This is a genomic window from Flavobacterium sp. W21_SRS_FM3 (assembly GCF_052113625.1).
In the GTDB taxonomy this organism is placed as follows: Bacteria; Bacteroidota; Bacteroidia; order Flavobacteriales; family Flavobacteriaceae; genus Flavobacterium.
Genome location: NZ_JBGQOD010000004.1, coordinates 52,556 through 64,827 on the forward strand (window position 1 = coordinate 52,556; position 12,272 = coordinate 64,827).

General features: G+C 34.7%; 11 protein-coding genes and 1 tRNA gene. 9 read left to right on the plus strand and 3 right to left on the minus strand.

Annotated features, from left to right (window positions below):
- The first annotated feature begins 6 nt into the window (after nt 1-6).
- From ACEN2K_RS08180 to ACEN2K_RS08200, 5 genes are read left to right on the plus strand one after another with little or no spacing between them, the layout of a single operon-like run.
- Nucleotides 7-1,629, plus strand: a complete 1,623-nt coding sequence (locus tag ACEN2K_RS08180; RefSeq protein ID WP_441758846.1) for a glycoside hydrolase family 43 protein — start codon at nt 7-9, stop codon at nt 1,627-1,629.
- Between the two features lie 11 nt (nt 1,630-1,640).
- The gene (pelA, locus tag ACEN2K_RS08185) at nt 1,641-2,744 is read left to right on the plus strand and encodes a pectate lyase (protein ID WP_441758847.1); all 1,104 of its coding nucleotides are present in this window, start codon (nt 1,641-1,643) and stop codon (nt 2,742-2,744) included.
- Nucleotides 2,699-3,670 (plus strand): pectinesterase family protein, encoded by a 972-nt coding sequence (locus tag ACEN2K_RS08190; protein ID WP_441758848.1) that lies wholly within the window; start codon nt 2,699-2,701, stop codon nt 3,668-3,670. The genes pelA and ACEN2K_RS08190 overlap by 46 nt, the downstream gene beginning before the upstream one ends.
- Nucleotides 3,671-3,682: 12 nt before the next feature.
- Nucleotides 3,683-5,032: a glycoside hydrolase family 28 protein gene (locus ACEN2K_RS08195; RefSeq protein WP_441758849.1), complete on the plus strand. Its 1,350-nt coding sequence runs from the start codon at nt 3,683-3,685 to the stop codon at nt 5,030-5,032.
- 25 nt (nt 5,033-5,057) lie between these two features.
- A complete protein-coding gene (locus ACEN2K_RS08200; protein WP_441758850.1) occupies nt 5,058-5,804 on the plus strand; it encodes a rhamnogalacturonan acetylesterase in 747 nt (248 codons plus the stop codon).
- Between the two features lie 192 nt (nt 5,805-5,996).
- Here ACEN2K_RS08200 and ACEN2K_RS08205 read toward each other — a convergent pair whose 3' ends face one another.
- Both ACEN2K_RS08205 and ACEN2K_RS08210 read right to left on the minus strand, forming a co-directional pair.
- Entirely contained in the window at nt 5,997-6,695 is a 699-nt protein-coding gene (locus tag ACEN2K_RS08205) for a pseudouridine synthase (RefSeq protein WP_441758851.1), read from the minus strand.
- Nucleotides 6,696-7,180: 485 nt separating this feature from the next.
- Entirely contained in the window at nt 7,181-7,825 is a 645-nt protein-coding gene (locus ACEN2K_RS08210) for a super-infection exclusion protein B (RefSeq protein WP_441758852.1), read from the minus strand.
- A 576-nt stretch (nt 7,826-8,401) separates the two neighbouring features.
- Between ACEN2K_RS08210 and ACEN2K_RS08215 the strand changes: the two genes are divergently transcribed.
- From ACEN2K_RS08215 to ACEN2K_RS08230, 4 genes are all read left to right on the plus strand, one after another.
- Nucleotides 8,402-9,046: a hypothetical protein gene (locus ACEN2K_RS08215; protein ID WP_441758853.1), complete on the plus strand. Its 645-nt coding sequence runs from the start codon at nt 8,402-8,404 to the stop codon at nt 9,044-9,046.
- Nucleotides 9,047-9,337: 291 nt separating this feature from the next.
- Nucleotides 9,338-10,015: a recombinase family protein gene (locus ACEN2K_RS08220; RefSeq protein WP_441758854.1), complete on the plus strand. Its 678-nt coding sequence runs from the start codon at nt 9,338-9,340 to the stop codon at nt 10,013-10,015.
- Nucleotides 10,016-10,407: 392 nt separating this feature from the next.
- The gene (locus ACEN2K_RS08225; protein ID WP_441758855.1) at nt 10,408-10,563 is read left to right on the plus strand and encodes a hypothetical protein; all 156 of its coding nucleotides are present in this window, start codon (nt 10,408-10,410) and stop codon (nt 10,561-10,563) included.
- Between the two features lie 3 nt (nt 10,564-10,566).
- The gene (locus ACEN2K_RS08230) at nt 10,567-12,219 is read left to right on the plus strand and encodes a recombinase family protein (protein WP_441759014.1); all 1,653 of its coding nucleotides are present in this window, start codon (nt 10,567-10,569) and stop codon (nt 12,217-12,219) included.
- On the opposite strand, the gene ACEN2K_RS08235 is transcribed toward ACEN2K_RS08230, so the two are convergent.
- Nucleotides 12,179-12,251: transfer RNA gene (locus ACEN2K_RS08235), tRNA-Met, on the minus strand. The two genes, ACEN2K_RS08230 and ACEN2K_RS08235, sit on opposite strands and share 41 nt — an antisense overlap.
- Nucleotides 12,252-12,272 lie beyond the last annotated feature (21 nt).

Sequence of the window (12,272 nt, forward strand, 5' to 3'; positions counted from 1 at the left end):
GCTAGCATGAGATTTTTGAACGTCATTGTATTATTATTTTTGGGTAGCCACTTTCTGACCGCTCAAACAAATAGTAATAATGGCTTTTCAAAAGCGTGGGTTGCTGATAACGGAGATGGGACCTATAAAAACCCCATTTTACATGCTGATTATTCTGATCCAGATGTAATACGATTTGGAGATGATTATTATATGACTGCTTCCTCATTTAATTGTATTCCAGGTTTGCCAATTCTTCATTCTAAAGATATGGTCAACTGGGAATTGGTTAATTATGCTCTGCAAAAGCAGCCTCCCTTTGAGGTCTATGATAAACCAGGACATGGGAATGGAGTTTGGGCGCCTTGTATACGGTATCATAATAATGAATTCTATATATACTATCCTGATCCGGATTATGGAATTTATATGGTCAAAGCCAAAGATCCAAGAGGAATTTGGTCAAAACCAATACTAGTAAAAGAAGGGAAAGGGTTAATTGATCCCTCACCTTTATGGGATGACGATGGGCAAGTGTATTTGGCGTATGCATTCGCAGGAAGTAGAGCGGGTATCAAAAGTCTGCTAGCGATTTGTAGTATGAATGCAGAGGGAACTGTAGCTAATAATGATGATGCTATTATTATTGATGGCCACGAAGGTGAATCAACTATTGAAGGCCCTAAATTATACAAGCGTAACGGATATTATTATGTTTTTGCACCAGCAGGAGGTGTGCCTACAGGATGGCAAACGGTATTAAGAGCTAAAAATATTTATGGTCCATATGAAAAAAGAAAAGTACTAGATCAAGGTAAAACGACAATTAATGGTCCGCACCAAGGGGCTTGGGTACAAACACAAACGGGTGAAGATTGGTTTTTTCATTTTCAAGATAAAGGCGCTTATGGTCGGGTTGTGCATTTGCAACCCCTAAAATGGATAAACAATTGGCCGGTTATAGGAACTGATAAAGATGGAGATGGAATAGGGGAGCCGGTTAAGGCTTATAAAAAGCCAAATGTTGGAAAATCATATCCAATAGTAACCGCGGCTGATTCAGATGAATTTAATATGCCGACCTTAGGTTTGCAATGGCAGTGGCATGCCAATCCAAAAGTGTACTGGGGTTTTCCCTCCACTATGGGGTATTATACAATGTATTGCCAACCTATGCCAAATGAAGCATCCAACTTATTTGATGTTGGTAATTTACTATTGCAAAAATTTCCTGCAGAGGAATTTACAGCAACGACCAAAATGACTTTCAATGCTCGTTTTGATGAAGAACAAACGGGACTTTTGGTTATGGGCTTAGATTATAGTTATTTAAAAGTCAAACGATCAAATGGTTCACTCTATGTATCTCAAGTTGTCTGTAAGAATGCAGATAAAAAAGGCGTAGAAACAGAGAATGGCAAATACAAATTAGTGAGTAATAGCTTTTATTTGCGGGTAAAAATAAGCACGGGCGGAACATGTGATTTTTATTATAGTGACGACGGAGAAAAATTCAAATCCATTGGTTCTAGTTTTACAGCTAGAGAAGGAAAATGGATTGGCGCAAAAATAGGTTTTTTGGCACTTCGAAATGGAGTAACAAATGACGCAGGGAATGTTTTAATAGACTGGTTTAGAGTTACTAATTAATACAATATAAAATGAAAAAATTTCAAAAATGGAGCGCGGTGCTACTTGTTTTTTTAGCAGTTAATACATTTGCTCAAGTGCATGATAAATCATGGAAAAGCATTACTGAAATGCCCGAAGGCAAATGGTTTGCTTCTGCGGAAGCCAAAGCTATTGCCGAAAATGTGTTGCTTTACCAACGCAATATTGGAGGCTGGCCAAAGAACATTCAAATGCAAAAACAATTGTCAGCTGAAGAAAAAAAGGAATTATGGGCACTAAAAAGCGATATGCATAATATCACTACTGATAATGGAGCCACCTATCAAGAAATGGTTTTTTTGTCAAAAATGTACAGACAAGTTCCGGACGAAAGATATAAAAAGGCCTTTCTAGCTGGATTAGATTATATTTTAGAAGCGCAATACGATAATGGAGGTTGGCCGCAATTTTATCCATTGAAAAAAGGGTATTACACACATATTACCTATAATGATGATTCGATGGTCAATATCATGAATGTGCTGGAAAAAATTAAAGACAAAACAGATTATTTTTCGATAAAGGCTTCTGATGAAACGATTAAAAAAATTGAAATAGCTTTTAATAAGGGGATTGATTGTATTATAAAAACGCAATACAAACAAAACGGAGTGTTAACTAGTTGGTGTGCGCAACACGATGAAAACACATTATTGCCAGCAAAAGCTCGTGCCTATGAACTGCCTTCATTGAGCGGAAAAGAATCTGCGAAAATAGTTTTGCTGTTAATGTCGCTAGAAAACCCTTCTAAAGAAGTAATTACCGCTGTGAATAGCGCAGTTGCTTGGTTTGAAAAAGTAAAAATAACAGGCTTACGAGAAGATCGAATCTTGAATGCAGAAGGTAAAATAATTGACAAGAAAATGGTGCCAGATGCTAATGCACCTGCTATATGGGCGCGCTTTATGGAACTAGATGACAACAAGCCATTTTTCTCTGATAGAGATGGTATCAAGAAATATGCACTATCTGAAATAGGTGACGAACGTAGAAACGGATACGCTTGGTATACAAATGAGCCAAAAGAGGTTTTGAAAGCATACGATAGGTGGAAAAAAAAAATCTCATCGGGATTAATAGGGCTGAAAAATTAGAAACTAAAAAGCCAAAAGACGATTTTAATATAATTGTTGCTCAAGACGGTACGGGTGATTTTACTAAAATTCAAGATGCGGTAAATGCTGCAAAAGCATTTCCAGATGACAGAATTACCATTCTTGTGAAAAACGGGGTTTATTATGAGAAGGTTAAAATTCATTCTTGGAACCCAAAAATTTCATTGATTGGAGAAAGCCGTGAGAAAACGATTATTACTTATGATGATTATTTTAATAAAATCAATATCGGTAGAAACAGTACTTTTCATACGTATACTGTTTTAGTCGAAGGGAATGATTTTTTTGCTAAAAACTTAACCATTCAAAATTCTTCTGGTGAAGTAGGTCAAGCCGTAGCATTAAATGTAAATGCAAATCGTGTGGTAATTACCAATTGTTCGCTTTTGGGAAATCAAGATACGCTTTACACTTCTGGAGAAGGAACTAAGAATTATTTTAAAGATTGTTATATTGAAGGAACTACCGATTTTATTTTTGGAGACGCCACTGTTTTGTTCGAGAATTGCATTATAAATAGCAAAAAAAACTCTTATATAACTGCGGCTTCAACACCTCAAAATACTTCTTTTGGTTATGTGTTTAAAAATTGTAAACTCATAGCTAGTGAAGGTGTAGATGAGGTTTATCTGGGAAGACCTTGGCGTATTTATGCAAAAACAGTTTTTATAAATTGCGAAATGGGAAAACATATCAAATCAGAAGGATGGCATAACTGGTCTAAACCAGAAGCTGAAAGAACGGCTTTTTATGCAGAATATAAATGTTCCGGAGAAGGGTTTCAACCTACTAAAAGAGTTCCTTGGTCACATCAATTAAAAAGATCAGAAGCTAAAAAATATACGCTTCAAAATATTATGGGAGCTTATTTCTCTAAGGTTATTACAGCATCAATTTCGAAATAAAAACTAAAATACATGAAGTTTAGAGTTGTCCTTTTTTTGTTAGTTTCCATGCACTGCTTTTCTCAAACAAATAATTTTCCACACGAGAAGGTTGAGGCAATAGTTAAGCGCATTCAGTTGCCAGTTATTCCCAATTTCAAAACATCCGTTATTAAATATGGGGCCAAAGGAGATTCAGTAACCAATTGTAAAATTGCTTTTGATAAAGCGATGAAAGCTTGCGCGAAAAGGAATGGAGGTACCATCATTGTCCCAAAAGGGATTTATACTATTAATGGTCCTATTCATTTTGTTAGTAATGTCAATTTGCATTTGGAAGCAGGAGCAAAAATCCGTTTTGGATCCAATCCAAAAGATTATCCTCTCGTTTTAACGAGCTGGGAAGGAACGATGCTATACAATTATAGTCCAATGATCTATGGTAATAATTTAGAAAATGTGGCTATTACTGGAAACGGGATTATTGATGGTGAGGCCAAGGAAACTTGGAATAAATGGAAGTCCTTAGAAAAGAAAGACCAACTCCTGACTCGGGATATGAATCATAATAATGTAGCTGTCGAGAATAGAATATTTGGCGAAGGCCATTACCTAAGACCACAATTGATTCAGTTTGTCAATTCTAGAAATATACTTATTGAAGATGTCCAAATTGAGGACGCTCCTTTTTGGTGTGTTCATTTACTTAAGAGTAAAAGCATCACTATTAGAGGGGTGAAATACAACGCACACAATTACAATAATGACGGGATTGACCCTGAAAATTCCAGCGATATTTTAATAGAGAACGTAAAGTTTAACAATGGAGATGACAATATTGCAATTAAGTCGGGACGCGATAATGAAGGACGTAGCAATGCACACCAGCCTTCAGAAAATATTGTCATTAGAAATTGTGAATTCAAAGGTTTGCACGCAGTGGTAATAGGAAGCGAAATGTCAGCTGGGGTTCGAAATGTATATGTAGAAAATTCCAAAGCGAGCGGCTATTTAAAAAGGGGACTTTACATTAAAACAAATTCAGACAGAGGAAGTTATATTAAAGATATTTATTTTTCGAACATTGCCTTTGCAAAAGTAGAAGATGGTATCTATATCACTGCCAATTATCACGGTGAAGGTGGCGGATTGTTTCCTTCTAAAATTTCTGATATTTCTTTTTCGAATATCAGTTTTACCGAAGCCACTAATACAGGAATTGTTATAGAGGGCTACCCAAATAAAAAAGTAGAAAATATTAAACTAGACCATATAACAATACAATCAGCCAAAAATGGATTGACGCTTACTAATACTGAAAATGTAAGTTTTAATGAAGTTGTAATTGGTGATAAAGCAACAATTCCAACTGCTGTAAAATAGGGGATTAATCAAGAAATTAAATCTTATGAAACGTATTCTTATTGTTATAGTGTTGATTTCATTAAATTGTTTTGCACAGAAAACAACGATTTATACCATTGGTGATTCTACAATGGCCGATAAAATAAAACCAGAAGAAAACCCTGAAACGGGGTGGGGACAAGTATTGCCTTTATTTTTTAATTCAGATATAATTATTGATAATCGAGCTGTAAACGGTAGGAGCACGCGTAGTTTTATTGCTGAGAAAAAATGGGAAGCAGTATATAAAGTTTTACAGCCTGGAGATTATGTTTTTATCCAATTTGGACATAATGATGAAAAAATTGCCGACTCTACTCGATATACCAATCCGCATACAACGTATCGTCATAACTTAATTCAGTTTGTAAAGGAAAGTAGGGAGAAAGGAGCAATACCTATTTTATTTTCATCAATTGCTAGGCGAAATTTTAACGAGAACGGCGTACTAGTTAGTTCGCATGGTGAATATCCTTTAGAAACCCGTTTAGTCGCGCAGGAATACGATGTGCTATTTGTGGATTTAGAATATTATTCTGAATTATTGGAAACCTCATATGGCCCTGAAAAATCAAAAGCATTGCATTTGCACTTTGAACCAAAAGAAGTTGCTTATTATCCAGAAGGAAAATCAGATGATACTCATTTAAGTAAAAAGGGAGCGTTGGCAATTGCCGGTTTAGCTATTGAACAGCTGAAATTGTTGAATGATAAATCTTTGAATAAGCTTAAAAAGAAAATAAAAAAATAAAAGTTACAAAGGGTAATTGACTGTAGTTTTTGAGTTTTTATTGCCTTAAATAGAAAAAAACTCATTTTTCTATGAAGTGTTTTAGTAGCTGGAAATATTGAAAAAGCTTACTGGTTTTTTCAGGATTATCAGCATGTTTTATCATGCGGATCTTCAATTTCAAGATAGAATAATAATTTCAAAATTATTATTCTATTTGTACTTACTCAAATTTAGATTAAGAATAGTACCTACTCTGCTAAACTCTTCATTAATCTTAGCATTCACGATTAGTTGATCATTATGTATTGGATGATTAAAAATTAATTGATGTGCGTGAAGCATCATTCCTTTTAGTTCATAATTCTCCAGCCATAATTTATTTTGTTTGTTGCAACCGTGAGGACGGCTGCCTAAAATGGGATGAAAAATATGTTTGAAATGTTTTCGCAATTGATGCATACGTCCGGTTTCAGGAACTGCTTCTACTAGACAATATCGTGACGTTGGTTGATTGTTAAACGCTAACTCAACTTCGGCATTTTGCAAACAATGAAAGTAAGTTACTGCATTTTGTTTAATATCATCGTCATTCGTTAAATCATAATCAATCGTTAGTTCTTCGGGTGACCAACCACGTAAAATGGCTAAATATTTTTTTTCGACTTCACGATTAGCGAAACGATCATTCATGATTTTTAAAACCTCTTTATTCAACGCAAATAATAAGACACCAGATGTTTTGCGGTCTAAGCGGTGAATGGGGTAAACATGTTGTCCTCCTATTTGATTTCTCAATTCTTGAATAGCATACACTTTTGCATCGCGCGCATAAAATGATTTATGAACCAATAATCCACTTGGTTTATTAATTGCTATTATATATTCGTCTTGATAAAGAATTTCTAACATTTGGCAAAAATAGAAGAGATTTCGATTATAATCAGTTTTATGACTGGTTTATTTCTTCTTTTCTTTTTTTGCGTCGAAAACAAAAGTTTATTGCTGTAGAGAATGTTGTTAAAAAGATCTCTGTAGAATTCTCATCAAAGGAAACCTCATTTTTGTATAATTTTTTTGATCTTAAAACTTTATATTCAATAAAAGTCTCTGACTTTTTACGAATTATTCTAATATTAAAAAAAGCCTCAGATTTCTCTGAAGCTTTTCTAGTGGTCCGCCGCGGCGGATAAGAGCCCTTCGTATTATTGAGTTGTAATTAGTTTTTGAATACGTTCTCTACCAACTCCAGTATATATAAATAAAAAAAGCTTCAGATTTCTCTGAAGCTTTTCTAGTAGCGGGTAATCTTGAAAAATCTAACGAGTTTATTGATGATTTTTATAGGATTGTTTGTGTTAGTGATTACTTTTAGGATTATGTTAATTGGTAGTTTTTTAACTTTTTATATATAGTGGCCGACCCCAGTTTGGTCTGTTCTGTAAGAGGTCATACTTTTCTTGGTCGGTTGCATCCATAGGAATACAACCCAAATGAACAATTGGATTAATATATTTACGTGCATATTTCCCTATTTGATAACTTGATAGATTTCCATTAAGAAACATAGCACCACCATAAGGTGACGTATTGTATAATATTTTCTTATCAATTAAACCAAGAACTGTAGAATCATCAAAAGGCATTTCTAAACTAAATTGGGGTTCAATATAAAATTCACGTAAAACTCTCTTTTCACTGGCGTTTAATGATAGAATAGTTTCTCTAATCTCTTTTTTAGCAGAATAATATCTATACTCGTCCCCGATTTTTTTAAAGACAAATTTGACTATAGAAATAAGTACAATAGGAATAGAAACCAAATAGGCTATATATCCATATATGTAAACGTCTGATTTTTTATTAATATCGATTATTACATATTCAGGATAGTAAAAGAAAAAAGTCCCTGCCATTGCTATTACTAAGCAAAGTAAAGAAGGTAGTTTTGTTAAATCAAATATTGCTGTAAAGTATTTTTCCATATTGTAAATATAGTAAAAAGTTGACTTATGTGATATAGTTTTATATTTCGTTGTCACTTATAACAGCTTATCATTACAATCCCAATAGCTCGGAAATGGCAAAAATAAAGTAGTGAACGATAGGCTTAGATTTGCAATCTGTGCCCGCAATCAAAATTAAGAATAAGCCATTCCATAGACGAAGTGGCTTCTGGTGTTTATAATGTCATTATACATACGTAAAACGTACCAAAGACTCAAATTCTGCACCTAGATTATCCAGTAATCACTAGGGAACCCAAAAAAAATGCAAATTGAGATTTACGACCACACCTCCTCCCTGTATAGGCTATTTCATTACTAAATTCCCCGATTTAGTTCATCAAGTTATCCGCCTGTGGGACAAAAAGTGTACTATTACCAGCCGATACCATTGATGATGTAAAGGAAAATCTACCAATTTTTAAAATTCCACTGAACAGTGTGCCACTTTGAAACAGTAATTTATCCAGTCAAAAAAATATTTTTGAAAAAAAAGTGCCAAAAAGCTACACTTTTCAAAGTTTGATAGTATTTATTGTAAAGATGCTTGACTAACCCCCTTGTATGGAGTCCTTGTATCTGCCAATAACGAGATACTAACCAACTAACAAAATGAAATATGAAAATTTAAAGAAATTTATAATAAGCACAAAATCAAGCAAAAGTACAATCTACCGATTTTACAAAAAAAATGAAGACTTATTCTCAGAGACTAAAATACCAAATGGAAAGCGATTGTTTCCAGTTGACCACGCCAGATATTTTGACAGTGAAATAATGTTCGATGAGAACAAAATCCTAAGGCAGGAAAACCAATCAATGCGAAATCTCATCGATTGTCTGGCAGATAAAGATAGTTTGCAACATATCTTTTGGCAGATGGACTGGAGTTTCTTTTTCACCGTAGCCTATAAAGCAGAACGTAACAGGAACAGCTGTTTTAAGCAAATGCACGGTCTTTATGATTATTTGACTGAGAAATACGGTAATCCAACAGGTTTGCGAGTGTTTTTTAATACCGAATCCTTCACCAACAGAAAAGGCTGTCATAATCATTTTGTGATTTACATTGAAAATAAAAAGCTACATGAGCAGATTGTAACCGATATTCAAGAATATTTTAACCACGACAGAGTTGACGTGAGTATTTACGACAAATACAAAGCAGGATTGTTCTACATGTCGAAAGAAGGACTAAACGGAGAAGATTGGGATTTTATCAGTAATAGTAAGAACACCACAAGCGATGAGAATTAAGCTTAAACTTTCCCAGTTAAAACGGATTCTGCTATCCGAACCGCTAAAATTACCTATTAGTTTTAAAAAGGAAGATTTGACCGACAACGAATTTTCAGAGTTTCAAAAATTATTGCAATTGAAAGAACGAGGCTAACCACCTCGTTTTTTTATGCGCTAAAGTGACTCAAAAAGCTGTGAACCCAGGAAAACCAGGATTTTTCTAGGATATTCCAAAATACACCTGGACATTTGTCATGTAATAAATCACAAACGGTCGTCTAAGATTTATTACACCTAAATAATTGAGCTATGAAAAAGTACATTGCATATTACAGAGTGAGCCGAAAAGAACAGGGGGTTTCGGGTTTAGGATTATCTGCCCAAAAAAGTTCAGTTGAAAAGTTTGTGACCTCACAGGATGGGATTATCCTAAAGAGTTTTACCGAGATTGAAACTGGCACAAATAAGCGTGAACGTGTCGAAATCCATAAAGCAATTGAACTGGCAAAAAATGAAGGCGCAGTGCTGGTCATAGCAAAATTAGACCGCTTAGCAAGACAAGTGACCTTTGTGAGCTCTTTAATGGATTCGGGAATCGAGTTTTTGGCGGTTGATATGCCATCAGCCAATAACTTCACCATCCATATTTTTTCGGCACTAGCCGAGCAGGAAGCCAAGCTTATCAGCTCCAGAACTAAGGTTGCGCTTGCGGAACTTAAGAAACAGGGAACTGTACTTGGGAATCCAAAGAACCTTAACGATGAAGCCAGAGCCAAAGGACTCAGCACTATTAAAGAAAACGCAATCAACAACGATAGGAACAGACAAGCTCATTCGGTTATTCAAAGTTGTAAGGAACGAGGAATGAGTTACAGGGAGATTGCTAAATACCTCAACGAACTAAACTTTAAGACTCGATACGGTAATCAATTCCTTGCTTCAACGGTTCACCAACTGTACAACAGAATGCAATTAGAATCAGCTTAATAGGAGGCTTGTAATTGTAAATACTTGCATATGTGGGAATAAAATCGTACATTTGTAGTAATTGTTATAAAGCCAAAAACTGACTCTTAAATCAGCTCTTTTTAACAGTTTACTCAGAACCCGCATGAGGGCAGTTTTTTTACTGTTAAGACGATAACATTAAATTCACCACTTTGTACTTAAAAAGTGGTTTCAGCAAATCAAATATTACATTCAACTAAGGACTTTTCAGTTCTTACGGGCATTCCTGTTTTTATTTCAATCAGAAATTAGAATTTTAGGTTTGTCATGATATTCTAATCATAATGGTTTTATGATTGGGTTTGGTATGCTGTGACCAAAATAATAAATCTCCTGCCATAAAAAAATGAGAAAGTGCAGAAGCTTTAACAATGTACAATGATGGATTAAATGAAGAAAATACAAGATTAACAATTGAAGAGTTAAGAAAATTTAAAGGTTTTGAGGAAATATCAGAATCAGAGGCCAAAGAAATAATAGAAAGTTTATTTCAACTAGCAATAATAGGATACAATTTAAAAGTATAAAAGATGGGAATAGAGAGTTTTAAAAAATTTCAGAAAGAAAAAATAACAGAAAAAGCTGAAATAAAAGAGATTTGGGGTTATACAAGGGTTAGCTCTAAAGGACAGTTGGTAAATAATAGTTTAGAAGAGCAACGAAGCGAAATAGTTGAATTTGCTAATAAGAATGGATATGCTTTGAAAAATATACTTGGAGGTACTTATGAGAGTGCCTCGGGTGATTTTACAAGAAAGGAGTTTATGAAGTTGTTGGATGAGGTGAAGGGAGCGAAGCAAAAGCCGTTCGCAATAGCAATAAAATTCATCAGTAGATTTTCACGTACAGGTGGTAGTGCTATTACTATCGTACATGAATTGGTTGATAAGTTGGGTGTTCATTTGATTGAAACGTCATCTGGACTATGTACAAATGATGAATATAGTAAATTGGATATTTACAATAAGCTTCTCGATGCAAGACGAGAAAACATGGATAGATTAGAGAAGACTATTCCTGGGATGAAAGCTCTTCTAAGAGCAGGTAATTGGCTTGGTAAAGCTCCTAGAGGCTATACAATGCGAGGGAAGAAAGTAACGAACTATGCTTTGCTTAACGAAACGCAGTCTATCACTATCAATGACGAAGGTGAAGTTTTGAAGAAAGCTTGGGTATGGAAATTAAGAGGAGAGCGAGATTTTGTAATCAAACAAAAATTGGAGGCTTTGAACTTAATAATTACTAAGCAAGCTTTGAGTAGTATGTGGCGTAATCCATTTTACTGTGGTGTATTAGTGAATTCTTTAATTGACGAACCGATTAAGGGAAATTGGGAGGGTTTAGTTAGTCAGGAGGATTTTTGGTTAGTTGATGCGATGCTCTCTAGCAATAAGAGAAGTGCGGTTAAGGAGTACGTGAAAAGTACGGTTAGTGAGTTTCGACCTCTGACTGGTTTTTTGAGATGTGAGTGTGGTTGTTTGTTGACTAGCTATGAAGTTCGTATTAAAAACAAGCATTACTATAAATGTCAAAAGTGTAAAAATGCTAGTTTCAATGCTTCAACTACAAATAAGTCGATAAACGAAGGATTAAATGATAGTTTTGAGAATTTATTGTCAAATTATACACTTGGCAGTTCATTTATCGAACCATTTAAATTACAATTGAATAAGCTCTTTGATGCCATGAATGCTGAGGCGAAGGCAGAAACGAATAGTTTGATGGCGAAGAAAAAAGATTTAGAAACGAAAGTGGAGAATTTGGATAAGCGTTATTTTGAAAATCCAAATTTCGGTGATGAAAAATATAATAAGTATGTTTTGCAATTTGAAGCTGAATTAAAGGCTATTGAAGAGCAAATTGACATGAACGCGAAAAAATTATCTAACCACAAAATTCATGTAGAAAAAGTAGTGGAAAAGATTAAAAATATCAGTGATTGTTGGGGTAGAGGAGATGTTGAGAACAAGATAAGGATTCAAAAATTAGTCTTTCCAGAAGGTTTGTCCATTAGGGCAGAAAATAGAGAATATCTAACCAAAAAAATCAACTCAGTTTTTGCTGTAATTCCAACAATTACAGGGGGTAAGAAAGGTATTAGAAAAGAAAAAACCCATCAAAAAGTTGATGGGTTGCTCTCAGTAGCGGGAACAGGACTCGAACCTGTGACCTTCGGGTTATGAGCCCGACGAGCTGCCTACTGCTCTATCCCGCGATGTGCGTTTGTAATCTCAAT

Coding starts and splice junctions, on each gene's coding strand:
- ACEN2K_RS08180 (WP_441758846.1), top strand. CDS start 7: ATGAGATTTTTGAACGTCATTGTATTATTATTTTTGGGTAGCCACTTT.
- ACEN2K_RS08200 (WP_441758850.1), top strand. CDS start 5,058: ATGAAACGTATTCTTATTGTTATAGTGTTGATTTCATTAAATTGTTTT.
- ACEN2K_RS08230 (WP_441759014.1), top strand. CDS start 10,567: ATGGGAATAGAGAGTTTTAAAAAATTTCAGAAAGAAAAAATAACAGAA.
- ACEN2K_RS08205 (WP_441758851.1), bottom strand. CDS start 6,695: ATGTTAGAAATTCTTTATCAAGACGAATATATAATAGCAATTAATAAA.
- ACEN2K_RS08220 (WP_441758854.1), top strand. CDS start 9,338: ATGAAAAAGTACATTGCATATTACAGAGTGAGCCGAAAAGAACAGGGG.
- pelA (WP_441758847.1), top strand. CDS start 1,641: ATGAAAAAATTTCAAAAATGGAGCGCGGTGCTACTTGTTTTTTTAGCA.
- ACEN2K_RS08195 (WP_441758849.1), top strand. CDS start 3,683: ATGAAGTTTAGAGTTGTCCTTTTTTTGTTAGTTTCCATGCACTGCTTT.
- ACEN2K_RS08225 (WP_441758855.1), top strand. CDS start 10,408: ATGTACAATGATGGATTAAATGAAGAAAATACAAGATTAACAATTGAA.
- ACEN2K_RS08215 (WP_441758853.1), top strand. CDS start 8,402: ATGAAATATGAAAATTTAAAGAAATTTATAATAAGCACAAAATCAAGC.